The organism is Pseudomonas sp. MNR3A (assembly GCF_009650575.1).
GTDB lineage: Bacteria > Pseudomonadota > Gammaproteobacteria > Pseudomonadales > Pseudomonadaceae > Aquipseudomonas > Aquipseudomonas machongensis.
Genome location: NZ_VZZS01000016.1, coordinates 210,635 through 228,492 on the forward strand (window position 1 = coordinate 210,635; position 17,858 = coordinate 228,492).

General features: G+C 60.6%; 19 protein-coding genes. 15 read left to right on the forward strand and 4 right to left on the reverse strand.

Annotated features, from left to right (window positions below; all coding sequences use genetic code 11):
- The first annotated feature begins 34 nt into the window (after positions 1 to 34).
- Positions 35 to 499: a DUF1348 family protein gene (locus F6X62_RS12570; RefSeq protein WP_063544979.1), complete on the forward strand. Its 465-nt coding sequence runs from the start codon at positions 35 to 37 to the stop codon at positions 497 to 499.
- A gap of 62 nt (positions 500 to 561) precedes the next feature.
- Here the strand turns inward: F6X62_RS12570 and F6X62_RS12575 are convergent, their stop codons facing one another.
- The gene (locus F6X62_RS12575) at positions 562 to 1,482 is read right to left on the reverse strand and encodes a LysR substrate-binding domain-containing protein (protein WP_063544980.1); all 921 of its coding nucleotides are present in this window, start codon (positions 1,480 to 1,482) and stop codon (positions 562 to 564) included.
- 163 nt (positions 1,483 to 1,645) lie between these two features.
- Between F6X62_RS12575 and F6X62_RS12580 the strand changes: the two genes are divergently transcribed.
- The 10 genes from F6X62_RS12580 to F6X62_RS12625 all read left to right on the forward strand — a co-directional run bounded on the left by F6X62_RS12580 (position 1,646) and on the right by F6X62_RS12625 (position 9,923).
- Positions 1,646 to 2,422, forward strand: a complete 777-nt coding sequence (locus tag F6X62_RS12580) for a YqcI/YcgG family protein (RefSeq protein ID WP_063544981.1) — start codon at positions 1,646 to 1,648, stop codon at positions 2,420 to 2,422.
- A 2-nt stretch (positions 2,423 to 2,424) separates the two neighbouring features.
- Positions 2,425 to 3,063 (forward strand): LysE family translocator, encoded by a 639-nt coding sequence (locus tag F6X62_RS12585; RefSeq protein ID WP_153773702.1) that lies wholly within the window; start codon positions 2,425 to 2,427, stop codon positions 3,061 to 3,063.
- A 25-nt stretch (positions 3,064 to 3,088) separates the two neighbouring features.
- Complete coding sequence (locus F6X62_RS12590) at positions 3,089 to 4,180, forward strand: hypothetical protein (RefSeq protein WP_054890673.1); 1,092 nt, start codon at positions 3,089 to 3,091, stop codon at positions 4,178 to 4,180.
- 158 nt (positions 4,181 to 4,338) lie between these two features.
- The gene (locus F6X62_RS12595; protein WP_153773703.1) at positions 4,339 to 5,034 is read left to right on the forward strand and encodes a sel1 repeat family protein; all 696 of its coding nucleotides are present in this window, start codon (positions 4,339 to 4,341) and stop codon (positions 5,032 to 5,034) included.
- Positions 5,035 to 5,193: 159 nt separating this feature from the next.
- Positions 5,194 to 6,030, forward strand: coding sequence for a bifunctional allantoicase/(S)-ureidoglycine aminohydrolase (locus F6X62_RS12600; RefSeq protein WP_054890674.1), 837 nt, complete (start codon positions 5,194 to 5,196; stop codon positions 6,028 to 6,030).
- A 120-nt stretch (positions 6,031 to 6,150) separates the two neighbouring features.
- A complete protein-coding gene (locus F6X62_RS12605) occupies positions 6,151 to 6,768 on the forward strand; it encodes an START domain-containing protein (RefSeq protein ID WP_153773704.1) in 618 nt (205 codons plus the stop codon).
- Positions 6,769 to 6,879: 111 nt separating this feature from the next.
- On the forward strand, positions 6,880 to 7,890 hold the full coding sequence (locus F6X62_RS12610; protein ID WP_153773705.1) for an ABC transporter substrate-binding protein: 1,011 nt from the start codon (positions 6,880 to 6,882) through the stop codon (positions 7,888 to 7,890).
- Positions 7,887 to 8,672, forward strand: coding sequence for an ABC transporter ATP-binding protein (locus F6X62_RS12615; RefSeq protein ID WP_218572552.1), 786 nt, complete (start codon positions 7,887 to 7,889; stop codon positions 8,670 to 8,672). Before F6X62_RS12610 ends, F6X62_RS12615 begins: the two co-directional genes overlap by 4 nt.
- 1 nt (position 8,673) lies before the next feature.
- A complete protein-coding gene (locus F6X62_RS12620; protein WP_153773706.1) occupies positions 8,674 to 9,510 on the forward strand; it encodes an ABC transporter permease in 837 nt (278 codons plus the stop codon).
- 125 nt (positions 9,511 to 9,635) lie between these two features.
- Positions 9,636 to 9,923: a hypothetical protein gene (locus F6X62_RS12625; RefSeq protein ID WP_063544989.1), complete on the forward strand. Its 288-nt coding sequence runs from the start codon at positions 9,636 to 9,638 to the stop codon at positions 9,921 to 9,923.
- Positions 9,924 to 9,947: 24 nt separating this feature from the next.
- Here F6X62_RS12625 and F6X62_RS12630 read toward each other — a convergent pair whose 3' ends face one another.
- Positions 9,948 to 10,226 (reverse strand): DUF1652 domain-containing protein, encoded by a 279-nt coding sequence (locus F6X62_RS12630; protein WP_153773707.1) that lies wholly within the window; start codon positions 10,224 to 10,226, stop codon positions 9,948 to 9,950.
- A 323-nt stretch (positions 10,227 to 10,549) separates the two neighbouring features.
- Here F6X62_RS12630 and F6X62_RS25515 point away from each other — a divergent pair, with 323 nt between their 5' ends.
- Positions 10,550 to 10,777, forward strand: a complete 228-nt coding sequence (locus tag F6X62_RS25515) for a DUF6555 family protein (protein ID WP_054890681.1) — start codon at positions 10,550 to 10,552, stop codon at positions 10,775 to 10,777.
- Positions 10,778 to 10,819: 42 nt separating this feature from the next.
- On the opposite strand, the gene F6X62_RS12640 is transcribed toward F6X62_RS25515, so the two are convergent.
- Positions 10,820 to 11,689: a pirin family protein gene (locus tag F6X62_RS12640; protein ID WP_153773708.1), complete on the reverse strand. Its 870-nt coding sequence runs from the start codon at positions 11,687 to 11,689 to the stop codon at positions 10,820 to 10,822.
- Positions 11,690 to 11,884: 195 nt separating this feature from the next.
- Between F6X62_RS12640 and F6X62_RS12645 the strand changes: the two genes are divergently transcribed.
- Together F6X62_RS12645 and F6X62_RS12650 are read left to right on the forward strand one after the other, a co-directional pair.
- Positions 11,885 to 12,940, forward strand: coding sequence for a HEAT repeat domain-containing protein (locus F6X62_RS12645; protein ID WP_153773709.1), 1,056 nt, complete (start codon positions 11,885 to 11,887; stop codon positions 12,938 to 12,940).
- Positions 12,941 to 13,040: 100 nt separating this feature from the next.
- Positions 13,041 to 14,633, forward strand: a complete 1,593-nt coding sequence (locus tag F6X62_RS12650) for a response regulator (RefSeq protein WP_153773710.1) — start codon at positions 13,041 to 13,043, stop codon at positions 14,631 to 14,633.
- A 6-nt stretch (positions 14,634 to 14,639) separates the two neighbouring features.
- Here F6X62_RS12650 and F6X62_RS12655 read toward each other — a convergent pair whose 3' ends face one another.
- A complete protein-coding gene (locus F6X62_RS12655) occupies positions 14,640 to 16,709 on the reverse strand; it encodes a PAS domain-containing sensor histidine kinase (RefSeq protein WP_153773711.1) in 2,070 nt (689 codons plus the stop codon).
- 341 nt (positions 16,710 to 17,050) lie between these two features.
- On the opposite strand from F6X62_RS12655, the gene F6X62_RS12660 reads away from it, so the two are divergent.
- Positions 17,051 to 17,857 (forward strand): CSS-motif domain-containing protein, encoded by an 807-nt coding sequence (locus tag F6X62_RS12660; protein WP_178117548.1) that lies wholly within the window; start codon positions 17,051 to 17,053, stop codon positions 17,855 to 17,857.
- Position 17,858 lies beyond the last annotated feature (1 nt).

Below are 17,858 nucleotides of genomic sequence, written 5' to 3' on the forward strand. Positions count from 1 at the left end.
ACTTCTTCCGGGCCTGCACATGAGGAGTCCCGCGATGTCCCGCCCACCACTGCCCCCGTTCACCCGCGAAACCGCTATCGAGAAAGTCCGCTTGGCCGAGGATGGCTGGAACAGCCGCGATGCGGCCAAGGTTGCCCTCGCCTACACCCTCGACACTCGCTGGCGTAACCGGGTCGACTTCGCCACCAACCGCGACGAGGCACAGGCCTTCCTGACCCGCAAGTGGAATCGTGAGCACGAATACCGCCTGATCAAGGAGCTCTGGGCCTTCACCGAAAACCGCATCGCCGTGCGCTATGCCTATGAGTACCGCGATGACAGCGGCCAGTGGTACCGCGCTTATGGCAACGAGAACTGGGAGTTCGCCGCCGATGGTTTGATGCAGAACCGTCACGCCAGCATCAATGAGATGCCGATCACGGAAGAAGAACGCCAGTTCCGTTGGCCGCTGGGGCGTCGTCCGGATGACCATCCGGGGCTGAGCAGCTTCGGTTTCTGATCTTGCAGACGCATTCGCCCAGGCCTGTCGTGACAGGCCTGGGCGAAGTGCTTTTACGGTATTCAACCGTACAGGTAGTTGATGTCCTTGAGCGCCAGCGGTGGCACCTGGCCAAGCAGGTAGTCGCGCAGCTTGCTCATCTGCCGGGCCTTGGGGCTGGCCTTGAGCCAGGTCATGTAATAGCCATCGCCAGTCGCCACGGCCTGCTTGAAGGGTGTGATCAGGCGGCCTGCGGCCAGGTCGGCACTGGCCAGTGCCAGATCGACCACCGAAATGCCCAGCCCCTGCTGGGCCGCGGAAATCCCTTGGTCAAGGGTGTCGAACACCTGCCCTTGATCGATGCTGATGTCCAGGGCATCGACCCGCGCCAACCAGCGCCGCCAATCACGGCGGTCGGACGAGGGATGCAGGAATTCACAGTCGCGTAGCACCGACAGGTCTGGCTCAGGATCCTTGAGGTAGTCGGGGTGGCAGACCGGAATCAGCCATTCATCGAACAGCTTCAAGCTCTCCACATCGGCAGGGAAATTGCCGCTGCCCAGCAGGATGGCGCAATCGTAGGGCTCGGAATAGAAATCCACCGTGTCGATGTCCATCCACACGCTCGACAGTTGCACGCTGCAGCTGTCGTCGATCTTCTTGAAACCGTCCAGTGCCTTGAGCAGCCAGCGCACGGTGAGCGTGGAGGCGGCTTTCAGGCGCAGGCCGTAACGGTCCTGGCGCAACAATGCGCAAGCATTCTCGATGATCTTGAAGCCGACCTTGAGCTCCTGGGCCAGCAACCGACCGTGCTCGGTCAAGCGCAGCTTGGGGCCACGGCGCTCGAACAGGTCGCAACCGAACATGGCTTCGAGGGTCTTGATGTGGTGGCTTACCGCCCCTTGGGTCAGGGCCAGTTCTTCCGCTGCGCGGGTGAAAGAGCCGTAACGAGAAGCCACTTCGAAGGCACGCAAGGCGTGCAGGGCTGGAATCCGTTCTGACATCGTCGCCGTCCAAAGCATGAGTGAAACTAATAGTAGGTCATAGTTCCAGGCGTTTTACAACCTTGGGAGGTTCTTCGAAAATGCCGTTAAATAACAATTACAGCTAACCAACACGCCGCGATAAGGCAGAAAAACCACCTTATAGAAACTTCCTGGGGAAACCATGTTTACGGGTTATGGAAACTGCTATCGCCTGGATGCGCTAGAGCTGGCCGATGAACATGTTCGGAACAGGCAGCATTGGACGTACAAGACCATAGAGCACTTCAAGGAAATCCTCGGCAACCCCGGCTTTCCCTGCCTCTTCGGACGCAAGGCAGTCGCTGCCGCCACCTGCCACATCATTTTCGCCCGCGCCGATGATCCGGCCAATGATATCGCCCGCGGTCTCGCCGACTACGTCAGTACCATCGCGCCGATCCCGCTCAAGCAGCGCATCGGCAACCCGCTGCTGGTGTTTCTGGAAACGACCACCGACGCAACGCTGGCCGAACAGCAGGCCCTGGCCTGGAAGATCCTCCAGCAGGTCCACGCCCGCGATCCTCAGCCTTGGCCACAGGATGTGCCACGCGACCCGCATGACACTCAGTGGTCGTTCTGCTTTGCCGGCATGCCACTGTTCATCAACATGAGCTTTCCCGCCCATCGCCAGATGAAAAGCCGCAACCTGGGCAACAGCATCGCCTTCGTCATCAACCCACGGGAAAGCTTCGACGAGGTGGCCAGTGCAGGCACCGAAAGTGGTCAGCGCATCCGCGCTCGGATACGTGAGCGGGTTGCGCAGTACAACGACGGGGTCATCCCCGACAGCCTGGGGTTCTTCGGCCAGGACGACAACTTCGAATGGAAGCAGTACCAACTCCAGGAAGCCGGCTCGCTCAACCCGTCGCGCTGCCCCTTCCATGCCGCTGCAACGCCTGAAAACCAGATCGAGAACTGAATGTGAATACCGCACTGACTGCTACCTACGCCCTCACCGTCCTGCTGCTGATCGCCACGCCAGGCCCGGTAGTGGCGCTGATCGTCAACACCGCTGCCGCCTCCGGTTCGCGCAAGGCCCTGTTCACCGCCGTCGGCACCAACTGGGCGTCACTGGTGCTGATTGGTGCTGCCGCCTGGATCATCATGACCAGCGCCGCCATCGACAAAGCCTGGCTCAGCGGCATGAGCCTGCTGGGCTGCCTGTTCATCGGCTACATCGCCGTGGGCACGTTGCGCGAAGCACTGCAGCCGCAACCGCCGAAGCACACCGCCGAAACCGTCGAAACGCCGCGCAGCGCCGGCCGAGGCGGCCTGCTGCAAGGTTTCATGGTGGGCATTTCCAACCCCAAGGACATCATCTTCTTCATCGCCTTCTTCCCGCAGTTCATCCAGGTCACTGAATCCTTCGAGAAGAGCATGGTGGTGCTGTCGCTGCTGTGGATCGCCATCGACTTCGCGGTGCTGAGCCTCTACATCTTCGCCATCGGCAAGATCGCTTCGCAGCGCAGCAACCGCCTGATCAGCCTGGCCTCTGGCGTCGCCCTGCTGCTGATCGCCGCGGGCGGCCTGCTCTACAACCTCAAGGAGCTGGCCGCCTGAGCCCGCCCGATTCCCAGGAGCGCCCATGACACCGATCGACATCACCCCGGACGTGGGCAGCGCCATTCCCCTGCGAGAAGACTACCAGCGCTTCCTGCTGCTCGGCGGACGCCGCGCGCCGCATACCCTTTACGTGCACGAGCGCGGCTACCGCTCCGACACCATCAATACCGATGCCTTGGGCCTGCGCTACAGCCACTGCGCCGGCAAGCGCTTTTCACTGGCCGAGCGCGGCGGCGCGGCGCGCATCAACCTGCTGGTGGGCGGCTCTACTGCGCTGGGTATCGGCGCCAGCTCCGATGAACACACCGTGGCCTCCTACCTGTCGATGCTAACTGGCGAGATCTGGTTGAACCTGGCCGGCTGCGGCCTGAACGCCACCCAGGAGCTGCTGATGTTCCTCAGCCACCAGCATCGCCTTGGCCAGATCGGCCATGTCGTGGTACTCAGCGGCCTCAACACCTTGGCCCAGGAAGGGCTTGGCGAAATTCTTTCAGGTGACCAGGAACCTGAAGCGGCCCGGCCATACCAGCGTTTTCTCAACAGCTTCAACGAGGGCGTGCAACTGGCCAAACCCGGACGGGCCTCGTTCTGGCAGCGTCTGGGGCAAAGCCTGGCGCCCCGTCGTTCGGCGCCAGCGCCCTGGGCCTGGCCGCTGTCAGCGCCGGAAAAGCGCCTGCTTCGCGCCGCCGATTGCATCGGCCGTACCCTGTGCCAATGGGAGCGATTACTGGCCGACAGCCACACCTCCCTGACGTTCATCCTGCAGCCACTGCTGCCCTGGTGCCGCGAGCAGTTGCCCGTCGGCGAGCAGGCCATGCTCTCGGCGCTGGACCGTCAGCCGGGCAACTTCGACCGGCTGCTGGAGGGTGTCTACGACAGCGAACTGCATTCAACCTTCTTCCGGCGCATCAAGAGCCAGGCGCAGAGCGTACCCTGCTATGACATGAACGGTATGCTCAGCAGCTCACCGGTGTTCAACGAACATCTGTTCATCGATCGCCTGCATTTCAACGACCTGGGCAACAATGCCCTGGCCAAGGTAATCACCGCGAAGCTGGGGTTGGCCCAGGAAAAGTACGCCAACCGCAAGGTCACGCCTTTCAAGCTCGTCTGACAGTCGACAAAGCCTCTTTCGACAGCACCTCGGGATGGCTAGAATAGCCCTTCACCGCTCCCGGTCGCCCGAGGCAAACGCGAATTCGTCATGAACACCCCTGCTGCCCAAACGCTTCTGGTTCGTCCCACTTGGGCGCCAGCCTGCGAGGCCCACTCGTGAGTCCAGCCGTCTTCCTTTCGGGCTTGTTCGCAGCGCTGACGCCGCTTGCCGCCCAGGCGCTCGACGTTCGCATCGATCCCCATGCCGATCTTCTCTACCGCCAGGCATTGCCATTGCTCGAGCAGGCCGACACCGAGGATGACAGCCCCAGCCCACTGCGCACAGCCGAGACCAATGATCCGGAGCTCAGCCGCCAGGGCCAGGCCATGGCCCGCACATTGCCAACGGCGGTAGCGCTACTGGAAAAGTCGGTTGCCTTGGGCCATCCCGTAGCGCAGTACCGCCTGGCGCTGTATTACATGACTTACCTGCCTGCCGGGAAAATTGCCGACGCTGCCTGCCCTTTGCTCGAAGCCAGCCTGCGCCAGGGCTTCGCCCCGCCAGCGACAGCAATTGCTAACTGGTGCCCGTCCTACAACCATACTCCCGCCTACCGCGAGGCGCTGGAAGCCATTCCGAGCATGGCGACCCTTTACGCCGCCTACTATCCGCAACCGGCCACTCGACTGGCTTGCAACCGCAGTCGCCCGCAAGGCCTGGAACTGCAATGGGGGCGTCAGCGCGACTACCAGGCGGAGGTCTACCGCCTGCTCGGCGAGCTCGACCCGCAACGGCGTCAGGTTTTTCTGCAGAAGGCGGTGGAGATCAACGGTTGCGCGGCGGCCCAGCAGCGGCTGACCAGCAATCGCTGACCGTACGACCGCTGAGCATTCAGCCGGCAAATACCGGGTATTCCAACATTTAATTTGTGGATGCCAGGGCCTCGCCCCTATGCTGTCCGTGCATCCCCTGCGCCGCACCGGACGGTGCGGTTCACGGCACGGGGAGAGAACAACAAGTCGAGACTGTCCATGTCGAATCACTCCTACTTCGCCCCCCACGGTGGGCACCCGGCTCAAACCGAGCTGCTGACTGACCGTGCCATGTTCACCGAGGCCTATGCCGTCATTCCCAAGGGCGTGATGCGTGACATCGTCACCAGCCACTTGCCGTTCTGGGACAAGATGCGCATGTGGGTCATCGCCCGCCCACTGACTGGTTTTGCCGAAACCTTCTCGCAGTACATCGTCGAAGTCGCCCCTGAAGGCGGCAGCGAACGCCCTGAGCTGGACCCGAATGCCGAAGCCGTAGTGTTCGTCGTCGAAGGCGAGATCGACATCACCGTCGAAGGCAAGCACCACACCTTGGTGCCCGGTGGCTACGCCTTCCTCGCACCAGGGGCCGAGTGGAGCCTGCGCAATAACAGCAAGGCTAACGTCACCTTCCACTGGCTACGCAAGCACTACCAGAAAGTCGAAGGCCTGGCGGTTCCCGAATCGTTCGTCACGCACCGCGATAACGCCACGGTCATCGAGATGCCGGGCACCGAAGGGCGCTGGGTCACCACTCGCTTCGTCGACATGGCCGACATGCGTCACGACATGCACGTCAACATCGTGACCTTCCAGCCAGGCGGCGTGATTCCGTTTGCTGAAACCCACGTCATGGAACACGGCTTGTACGTGCTCGAAGGCAAGGCGGTATATCGCCTCAACCAGGACTGGGTGGAAGTGGAAGCCGGTGACTTCATGTGGCTGCGTGCGTTCTGCCCACAAGCCTGCTACTCGGGTGGTCCAGGGCCGTTCAGCTACCTGCTGTACAAGGACGTGAACCGTCACGTGCACCTGACGCTCAATCCGCAGCGCTGAGGCGCCCACCTGCATCAACCGATCGGGTCGGCCACGGCCCTGATCGGCGCAACATCATCTTCATGATCGTTCTGCCTGTTCCCGCGCATACTAGGGTGACCCTCTGCGTGGAGCCTGAACATGCCGCAGCTCCTTTCCCGAATTCGCCTCGCCATGCTCTGCGCACTTGTCCTGCCGACGCTTGCGTTGTCTGCCGACAACTGGCACCTCACGCACCAGGAAAGCGGCATCGACATTTATCTTGGCGACGTCCAGGGATCGCCCTACCAGCAATTTCGCGGCGTTGTCCGGATCAAGGCCAGTGTCCGCACCCTGAGCGATCTTCAGGAAAACCTGCGTGTCGCCTGCAAGTGGTTGTACGCCTGCGCACAGATGCGCCTGCTGGAAGTGGATGGCGACAGCACCTGGGTCTACCTCACCACCGAGCTGCCCTGGCCGGCGCAACCCCGGGACATGGTCCTGCGCGTACGTACCGAGCGGCTCGACGACGGCTCACTGATCCGCAGGCTCGGCGCTGACCCGGACAAGGTGCCGGAGGCCCCCGGCTTCATTCGCGTGCGCCAATTGCAAGGTGAGTGGATCATGCACCCGCTGGCCGAACGTGATACCGAGGTCACCTATCGGCTGCAGGCCGATCCTGCCGGTGATGTACCGGGCTGGCTGGCCAATCGTTTTGTGGTCGATGCGCCAATGGTCACGCTGAAAACACTCAGAGCGGTGGCCGAGCGCCAACCCTGACGCTCCTGGCCAAAGCGGTTTAGGAGCGTTCCTACACGCACTTCGGAGCGTCTGCGCCCCTCACCCATCCTTGATGTCCTACCCTGTGCACCTTGCCAACAAGGAGGTGCCATGCGCGCATTTGTTCTCAGTTGCTTCATGCTGCTGGTTGCAGCCCCTGCCACGGCCAAAGAGCAACCCCCTGATCTGACCCCTGTCCACCTCGGCGTCGGTGGCCAGGCCGTCATCTACAACCTGCCGCTGACCGTCGCACTGGAACAGGGCTATTTCCGCGATGAAGGTCTCGATGTGAAGGTCATCGACTTCACTGGTGGCGGCAAAGCGGCACAGGCGCTGGTGGCCGATGCCGTGCAGGTAGTCAGTGGCGCCTACGAGCACACCTTGCGTCTGCAGGCTCGCGGCCAGGCACTTCAGGCCTTCGTGCTGGCAAGCGAGAGCCCGCAGCTCGCCATGGGCATCTCCACCAGAACCCTGGCGAACTACAGCTCGATCGCAGACTTGCGAGGCAAGACCATCGGCATCAGCGCGCCCGGCTCCTCGACCCAGATGCTCGCCAACCGCGTGCTGGCACAAGGAGGGCTCAGCACCGAGGACGTTGCCTTTGCCACCGTCGGCACTGGTGCGACAGCAGTACAGGCGATGCTGAGCGGCAAGATCGATGCGCTGGTCAACGCCGAACCCTTGATCAGCCTGCTGGAGCAACAACAGGCGATACGCCTGATCGCAGATGCGCGCACCCCCGCCGGCACCGCGGCGCTGTTCGGCGGCCCCATGCCGGCTAACACCCTCTATGCCAAAAGCACCTATATCCAGAACAACCCACAGACCGTTCAGGCCCTGACCAATGCCATGCTCAAGGCGCTGACCTGGCTGCACGACGCCACGGATGCGGAAGTCGCCGACCTAGTGCCGACACCCTACCTGATGGGTGATACAGAGCTTTATCGCCAGGCGTTTCGCAACATCCAACCATCCCTCAGCGTGAACGGTCGCTTCCCTGCAGAGGGGGCACGCAACGCTTTGCAGGCGTTGCAGAGTTTCGACCCGGTCATGGCCCAACGCCAGATCAACCTCCAGGCGACATGGACCAATCAGTTCGTTGACCAAGCCACGCAACCATGACCTCCACACTCGCTCTGGAAATGCTCGACGTGGAAGCGCGTCACGATCACTTGCTGGCATTGGCACGGGTCGACCTGACTGTACGTGAAGGTGAATTCGTCTGCGTATTGGGCCCTACCGGTTGCGGCAAGTCGACCCTGCTCGACCTCGCCGCAGGCCTCAAACCGGCCTACAGCGGGCAGATCCGCTGCCATGGCAAGCCCTTGGTCGGGTTGAACCACCACGCTTCCTACATGTTTCAACACGATGCGCTGTTGCCGTGGCGCACAGCGCTCGACAATGTGAGCCTTCCCCTGCAACTGCGTGGTGTGAACAAGCAACACGCCAACCAACACGCCGCGTGTTGGTTGAGGCGAGTCGGGCTGACCGACGTTCCCGATCGCTACCCTCACCAGTTGTCTGGCGGCATGCGCAAACGTGTCGCCCTTGCCCAGGCGCTGATCCACGACACTTCGCTGCTGCTCATGGATGAGCCCTTCGACGCGCTGGATGCCCAAACGCGTCAAGCGATGCAGCAATTGCTGCTCGAATTGTGGGACGAACAACGCAAGTCGGTCTTGTTCGTCACCCACGATCTCGACGAAGCCATCACCCTCGCCGACCGCGTACTGGTTTTCAACGCCGGACCTGCATCCCGGTGCATCGAAGACATTCGAATATCCCTGCCGCGCCCACGCGACACGATGTCACTACGCAAGAATCCCGACTCCGCAGCTCTGTACCAGCGTCTATGGCACACGCTGGGGCACCTGCCTCCCGCCACTACAATCGCCCGAGACTGACATGTCGTGGACCACCCTCTGGCTACTACGCGCCGCCCTCCTGCTCGCACTGTTCTCCTTCTGGTCATGGCTGGCTGCCGACGAAGAGCTGGCGTTCTTTGTCGGTCACCCACACGCAGTCTTGCAGCAACTCTGGCGCTGGCTGAGCACGGGCAACGGTTCGCTGGAGCTGTTTTGGCAAGATCATCTGCTGACTACGCTGAACTTTCCCGGCACGCTCTACCCTCACCTGCTGGTCACACTGACCGAAACGCTCCTGGCCTTTTTGCTCGGGCTCACCTCAGGCCTGGCACTCGGTCTCTGGTTAGGGCTCACGCCCACGCTGGCGCGGGTATTGTCGCCGTTCATCAAGGCTGCCAATGCGGTCCCCAGGGTGGTGCTGGCACCCTTGTTGGTGATGTGGTTGGGGCTGGGCATCGCCTCGAAGGTCGCGCTGGGCATCACATTGGTATTCTTTGCAGTCTTCTTCAATGTCTACCAGGGCGTGCGCGAGGTAAGTCCTGCGCTGTTGGCCAACGTAAGATTGCTTGGCGCCAACCGCTGGCAACTCATTCGTATCGTCTATCTGCCTGCCGCCCTGGGTTGGGTGTTTTCCAGCCTAAACACCGTCATCGGCCTGGCATTCGTCGGGGTCGTGGTCGGTGAATACCTGGGATCGACACGCGGAATTGGCTACCTCATCCTGCAAGCCGAGGCCACCTTCAACGTCAACACCGTGCTGGCGGGCATCATCGTTCTCACCTGCTGCGCCCTGCTCTTCGATGCCCTGCTCGCCAGGCTGGAGCGGCGTCTGTCAGCCTGGCGCCAGCAGTCGGATGATGAACCTCGACGTTGGTAGAAAATTCCAATGGAACATAGTCCGGCTGGCGCCCTCAACATGCCTACGTCCTTCGGAGACTTAGCCATGTCATTGCCCTTGAGTACGCACGATCACCGGCATCACCGGCCGTTCTGGCAACAGCCATGAAGATGCCCGGCCGCGCGCCCAGCTCCTGCCTGCAGCTCGACTATGTTCGCGACACACTGTTCGGCCCAGTGGCGCAGAGTGTCGAATGCCATGCCCAACTGGCCGCGCTTAATTTGCAAGGGCACCCTGCGCTGCGTTTGCACATTCACCCGCCACTTCCGGACAAGGTTGAACGTGCTCATAGCGTTGCCTTCGTCTGGCAGGGACGCCGTTATCGGGGGGTAGTGCGCGACTGCGGCAAATGCGGCGACGGCGGTTTGAATCTGCTGCTTGAGCTGCAGTGAAGCGATCGGCCGCCCGGGATCAGGCTATATAAGAGCCTGCTGGGTAGTCACCTTGAGGTCAGGTGCATGCCCCACTCGTTGCGCGCCACGCAACTGCCCGACCAAACCGACCAGGTCACGACAACTGTTAAGGCTATCGAGCGGTATGCCTGTCAGAGTGTAGCCATCCTCCAGGCTCTCACCCCGTCCCAGGCGAATGGTCAGGCTGACGCCATCGGGGCTACTCACTTCGCACCGATCGGGCAGACAGGCCTGCTCGATCAACTGACGCATCTCCAGCATCGAAACGCCGATCAACGACATGTCATGACCCTCTCTTCAACGGATTGCCTTTGATGGGACTACACGTTGTGCAGGTGTAGCGCCAATTGATAGTGCTCATGTCCCCGCCAGCAGCCCATTCATCCAGGCAATGTCCAACGCGCAAAAGCCTTATCCACTCTAGTGAGTGGAACCATGGCGCGATGGCTCGTTCGATTGGTTGCCTGGGCGATGCGACAAACGGCAGCAAAAGTACCGTTCGTCGTGTGCAACGAAGATTTTGCAAACTTTACCGTCTGGCTCGATTTCACAGCATCAAGCCATGGACCGTCGTGTTGCGCGTTGCGCTGAGGAATCGGGTAGCGATGATTGATGCAAAACTGTTCGTGATCGACTATGCGCTGCACGGCGAGCACAAGTCGTTCATCATTCGCGCCGAACGTATGGATAATGCCGAGGCCTGGCATTGGGCAAGTTGCGATGCCGGCGTCGGCAAAATCGGCCGCTATGGCCGAGAAAAGATCAAGAAAGTCAGTAGACCCATGGCCGAGCGCTATGGCATCAGCGAGGTGAGCTGGCGCGCCTCTGGCTGAAATTGGCTTGTGGCAGCGCCAGATACCCCGCATGACGTGCGTTCAGGATTTCACCATCTGCCCAAAACGCCCTGCGTGGTAATCGTCGAATGCTTCGGCGATTTGAGCCTGGGAGTTCATCACGAACGGGCCATAACCAACGATCGGCTCATCGATCGGTTCGCCACTGAGCAACAACAAGGTGGCGTCTTCCAGTGCAGTCACGCTGGCATGTTCGCCATTGCGCTCCAGCAACACCAGGCTGGCCGGGCTGACGTCCTGCTGGTCGTTAACCCGTATCGACCCGCGCAGTGCAACCAGCGCGGCATTACGCCCCAGCGCAATCGGCAAATGCAGCGTTGCCCCAGCCTGCAAACGCACGTCCCACACATCCATGGACGTGAACGTCCGGGCAGGTCCCCGATGTCCACGGTAATCGCCTGCGATCACCCGCAGGCTGCCGATACCCTCGCCTAGCGCCACTCGGGGAATCTCAGCATCCAGTAGCGTCTGGTAACCCGCCGGAGTCAGTTTGTCGCGGGCAGGCAAGTTGACCCACAGCTGCACCATCTCAAGCACGCCACCGCTGCGGGCAAAGGCCGGCGAATGGAATTCTTCATGGATGATGCCATTGGCTGCGGTCATCCACTGCACGTCGCCAGGGCCGATCAAGCCGCCGGCGCCGGTGGAGTCTCGGTGTTCGAGTTCTCCCTGGTAGACAATGGTCACGGTCTCGAAGCCGCGATGCGGGTGCTGGCCTACTCCGCGACGGGCGTTGGTCGGCGGGAACGTGTGAGGGCCAGCGTAGTCCAGCATCAGGAACGGGCTGATATGGCGTGCCAGTTGATCGTAAGTGAACAGACTGCGCACGGGGAAACCATCCCCAACCCAATGGGCGTGAGGACTACGGTGAATACCCAGAATCTTTTTCACGAGATATCTCCTCTCTTGGCTGGCAAATATTCTACCGATGAACACAATGATGCATTAGGCGGACAAAATAGCTTTATTTGTCTCATATGCAGGACAATCCTTCCCTGCACCTTCCAATCCGAAGGCTTGCCCGGCCCCGTTGCATTTAGCCGCCGGCTGCCCCAAGCTCAGCCCTTCCTGACCCCGGTACCACTAATGCCCAAACGTAGCCGCTACCTGATCGCACTGCTGCTCATCCTGGCGATCCCAGGGGTGATCGGTTATTTGTGGCGCGCGCCGAAACCGGTGCCCTCCAGCCTGCCGCCGCAGAGCTATGCCAAGGCACTGCGCCAGGCGCACGAAGGTCTTCCGGGGGCAGCCCGGGTGCTCTACCAACAGTTGCAACGCAAGGACCTGCCGCCGATCCGGCGCGCTGCGCTCTACGCCGAACTCCCTCACTACCCCTCCCCCCAGGCGCTGAAACTGGCCCAGCAGGACCTCGACCACGGTGATCCCCTTGTACGCCGCGCGGCGATCACCAGCATCCGGCGCCTGCTGCCACCAGCCCAACGCAGTCTGGTCCTCGGCCCTTTGCTCGAGGATGACGACCAGAACGTACGGTTTGCCGTGGTGGATGCATTGCTGGGCCTGGACCCCGATGCCATCGGCCTGTATTTCCGACCGCTGCAGGCGGCCTTGGAGCAATACCAACAAGCACTCGAACAGCGACCCGACGATGCCGAGGCACAAGTCCACCTGGCGCGGCTGTACCTTCACGAACAGGATTACCCACAGGCCGAAGCGGCGCTTCAGCGCAGCCTTGCTCTGGCACCGCAGGATCTGCAAGCGCTTGCAACGCGGGTACGCCTGCTGGAGCGCCAAGGCCAGCACGACGCCTCCCGCGAGGTGCTGGGCAAAGCCCTGGCGCTGCGCCCGGACTCTGCGTTTCTGCAATATGAACTGGGCCTGTGGCTCACCCGCCATGAGCAACAGGAATACGCCTTGCTGGCTTTTTCCCGAGCCGTGGAACTCGAGCCGGACAATGCCGACTACCGCTACACGTTGGCCGTCACCCTGCATGACCTTGAACAGGTCGAAGCAGCACAAAAACAGCTGGAAACCCTGCTCGACCGCCAGCCCGCCAATCGTCGAGCTCGGGTACTGCTGATTCGCTACTGGAAGGAAACCGGGCAGTTACAGAATGTACAAGTCTTGCTCGCCGAACTTGAGCGACAGAACCCAGACGATCCCTATTTGCAACAAGGTTTGTAGAACCGGTTTGAACCTCGGCGGAACGCTGGTGGTCCAGTGGGTAGTAGCACGCTGAACGCACGGCCATTTCCGGCCAGGCCACTGCCCTGGGAGATTCGTCTTGTCCGGTTCGTTGTCGTTGGACGAACGCACCCTGATCCTCGCACCCGAGCAGGTTGCAGCGACCGTCGCCAACCTGTTGTCTGGCAGCGGTATCGCATGCCTGTGTACAAGCGACAAGCAGCGCTTTGGCCTATGGCTGGCAGAGGGTGTTGCCGTGGTAATCGTCGACTCGCAGGCTTTGTCCGACAACCCGCAGTCACCCCTGCACCTGTTCATCGAGGGTCAACCCGAATGGTCCGACCTGCCGGTATTGCTGCTCAACACCCATGCGACGACCGTTAATGTGTCGATGTTGCAAGGGTTGGGTAATCTGTCGTACCTGAGTTACCCGTTCGACGAACAGCAACTTTTGGGCGCTACGAACCAAGCTCTGCGCGCTCGGCGTCGACAGTACATGGCGCGCAACGCGTTGAGCGCGCTGCACCAGCGCCTGGAAAGCCTACAGACTGGCGACCAGGTCCGACACCAGACTCGCAAGATGGAAGCTATTGGCCAGTTGGCCGGCGGCGTTGCCCATGACTTCAACAATCTGCTGACCAGCATCGGCGGTAGCTTCGAATTGATCGACAGGCGTCTGCAGCAAGGACGCACCGAAGGGCTCGACAAAGTCCTGCGCATGGGGCAAGACGCCGTAGCCCGCGGGGCGACGCTGACTCACAGGCTGCTGGCCTTTTCTTCCCGTCAATCGCTGCAGAGCCAGGCGGTGGACCTGCATGCCCTGCTCCAGCCTGCACGGTTGCAGGCTATATTGGGCAGTTCGGTGAAACTGTCCTTGCGCGTGTCGGATGAACTCTGGCCAGTCGAGGCAGACGACAAGCAGTTACGCGAATCGTTGAACAACCTGCTGCTCAACGCCCGGGAAGCCATGCCCAGCGGGGGGCGGCTGTCTATCGAAGCCAGCAACCAGCACATCGACGCTGCACAGTTCCAAGATGCTGGCTTGAGCAGCGGCGACTACCTGCAACTGACCATCAGCGACACTGGCCAGGGCATGTCGCAAGGCACCCTGGAACATGCCTTCGAACCCTTTTTCAGTACCAAGCCCGTGGGCCAGGGCATAGGCCTGGGCTTGTCGATGGTCTATGGGTTCAGCAAACAGTCCCACGGCCATGTTACGGTGGACAGCCAGATTGGCCGGGGCACGCGGGTGGATCTCTACCTGCCGCGCTGCCTGGGCATCCCGCCGCAGGCCTTGGAGGCTGCAAGTACGCCGACGGCAGGGAACTGCCGCGAGGTGTTGATCGTCGAGGACGATCGCGAAGTGCGCGAGCTGCTCTGCCAGGCTCTGTGTGATGACGGCTTCCCCTGCCAAAGCGCCTGCAACGCTACGCAGGCGCTGCACCTTCTGCGTTCCCCACAGCCCATCGCACTGCTTATCAGCGATGTCGGATTGCCAGGCATGAATGGTCGACAGCTGGCCGAGATTGCTCGCACACTACGACCGAACCTGCCTGTCCTGTTCATTACCGGTTACGCGGAAACGGCCATGTCCCGCGAAGGCTTCCTCGCCCCTGGCATGCAATTGATCTGCAAACCCTTCGAGCTGAACCAGCTGAGCCAGCGCGTGGCACAGATGCTCGGCGAAGCATGATCGCCGTCAGGGCTCGAGCATCCGCTGAACCTGGACCGCGAGGCTTTCCAGCGAGAACGGCTTGAGCATGAGTGCGGTGCCTGGCTGGTCGAGAAGGCTGCGTTCGAGAGGCTGCGCGGTGTATCCGGTAATGAACAGGATTTTCTGAAGGGGTTTGGCCTGGCGAATCGTCTTGCCCACCTGGCGTCCGCTCATACCACCTGGCAAACCGATATCGGTGATAACCAGATCGAATACACCACTCTCACGATAGTGCTCCAGCGCCATACCGGAATCACTGGCTTCGATGACGTCAAAACCATGCTCTACCAGCACCTCCTTCATCAATGACCGTAAATTCCCCTCGTCGTCGACCAACAGTATTCGCTCAGTCCTGCCCTGCTTCAACGCAGGCACCTCTCCCTCTTCATTGACTACAGGCAACTCGCCTGGGTGGCGCGGGAACAGGAGTGTGACCTGAGTACCCTTCCCTGGCGTCGATTCGATCCACACATAACCCCCAGACTGGCGAGCAAATCCGTAGATCATCGGCAGCCCAAGCCCGGCGCCACGACCTTTGGGCTTGGTGGTGAAGAACGGCTCGAAAGCACGGCTCACCGCGTCTGCGGGCATGCCCTGCCCATCATCCTGGACGTGAATGGCGACATAATCCCCGGCAGGGATGCTCTCATCGTGTTCCACCCCATTCTCAAATCGTTCGTTGGCCGTCCGAATAGTCAAGCAACCCCTTTCAACCACCGCATCCTGGGCATTGCTGCACAGGTTGAGAATCGCAACCTCCAACTGCCCAGGATCGACCTGCACTGGCCAGGGCGCTACGTCCAGTTGCCAGTTCAATGCGAATTCTGGCCCGAGAGCCTGATGGATCAATGGCTCAAGATCTTGCAACAGGCCGTTCACATCGAGTAGTCGCGGTTGCAATGGTTGGCTGCTGGAAAATGCCAGCAACCGATGGGTCAGCGCCATCGCACGCTGTACCGACTCGCGCGCCACATGGACGTACTCATCGATGCGCTCCAAGCGTCCCTGGCCCAAGCGACGCTGGAGCAACTCGAGGCTACCGCCAATGCCCGCCAATAGATTGTTCATCTCATGCGCCATGCCGCCCGCCAATTGGCCAACGGTTTCCATTCGCTGCCTATCACGCAGCAGGCTTTGGGCCTCGCGCAAGATCGTGGTGCGCTCCTCGGTAATATCCCGCCCTACTGCAATCAGCACGTCGCCCTCGGGCCGCGCACTCCAACTCATCCAACGGTAGTACCCATCCTTGTGCCTGACCCGCGACTCCACCTGTTCGATCACCTTGCCCAGCAGCAGATCATTGATCGCCAGGCGGACCTCCGCACGATCAGCGGGATGCACAAGATCGACGAGCGCAATCGCGTTCAGTGACTGCTGTTCCCATCCCAGCACCCGATGCCATGCGTCGTTCGCGGCCAGCAGTTCGAGATCGCGGCTGACGATGATCATCGCATCCCGTGACAGGCGCCAGAGAGGATCACTGTTGGGTAGATGACACCCGACCTGTTGCTCGAAGCTCTGCGCCAGTTCACGCCACTGGCGGATTTGCTCCAAGCTGGCAGTGGTATCGATCGCGGTGTGCAAAAACCCGGCAACCGTACCTTCCTCATCGCGCACGGGGGCGTAACCGAACGCGAACCAGGCATGTTCACCGCTCTCACGATAACGCACCTGGATGGGCGACTCGTCGACAAAACTGGCCCTCCCCTCCAGCGCCTGGAAGACCCGTGGGCCCATTCGCTCCCATTCAACATGCCACAGCTGATCAAAACGTTCCCCTACCTGGCGCTGGTCGTCAGCCAGCAACGCCAGGTAGCTCTGGCTGGGAATCAGAGTCAGTTCCTTGCCCCAGGCCAGTGCGCAGGGAAAGGGCGACAAAAGCATGATATCCACCGCGATACGTAGCGAGGGAGGCCACTGCGACAATGGGCCCAGCGGAGTGCTGCCCCAATCGAAGTGGAGAATATGTTCAGCGCGCACCTCGACCGAGGGTGACGGCGAAACCAGATGTATGACTTGTGTGGCGCCCTTTCGCGCCTGTTCATCGGCAGCCAAGAACAATGCTCCCGGCAAAGGCACCAAGTGGCATGAGCACGTTGGCTGGCAGGGTTTCCGAATCCATGGCAACTCCTGAAGATCATGAAATACCTGAAGGCTAGCACATTGCTATAGAGAACAGCCCGAACACGATTGCACTGATCAGCCTGCACCTTTATCGGCCAGCAGGCTTTTTCAAGGCACGGGTCAAGGAGCAAATAATCTAGCGACTCCATCAACCGTAATCAATCGCACAGGCAAGGGGTGGTTTGTCTCCCCCCATTCACGACATGACTTACAGCGTCACTGGATACACAAGAGCAAGCTTCTTCATTCATCGAAACGATAGGGAGAAGTCAATGAGCATTTCCAGGTATCTGAACCACCGCGTGACCAATCTCATGCTCTCCGTATTGATCGGCACAACCCCCGTGATCTCGGGATTGGTGGTCATGGACTACCAAATGCACAGACAGCTTGAGAAAAAATCGAAGGTCTCCATCGAAGAAGCCGTGTTCGCTATCGATCGTGTACTCGATAGCCTACATAGCGCGGCACTGCAGGCGCAGCCGCTGAGTACCCAGCCATGCAGTGAAGTTCAACAAGAACTGGAGAACCAGGCCAGGCGTAACCCGCGGATTCACTCGTTGGTGTTGGCCCGCAACGACATCGGATTTTGCAGTAGCCTGGGCACAATGCCTTTGTACACGCCTCACTTCGCAAAGGGCGAATACCTGAAACTCAACATGAATTCACCGACCATCCCCAACGGTATTCTCGTGGAGTACCGCTTGGTCGCCGATAACCATTCAGTTATCGCCAGCACCTACGGGCTCGAGCTACGCAACGAACTGCGCGGCTTCAAGGACGGGGTCGTGTTGGAACTTGAGTTTGGCGACCTTTACATCTCGGCCAAAGGTGACAGCCGTAACGAAGTACGCCCCTCGCTGTCGGAGTTCTCGCAGAGCGGCGTATCGGAAAAGTACGGTTACCTCGTCAGAGCGGGTTATCCTGATGGTTTTACGGCTCGCGAGTCACACTATATCAGGACAAATATCATGCCCTCCCTCGTACTTATCGGCCTGTTCACCTCGGTGCTCGTACTTTGGAGCCTCTTGCGTAAACGATACCCTGTCAAAGGGGTGTTGCCGGTCACTGACCGGTAAC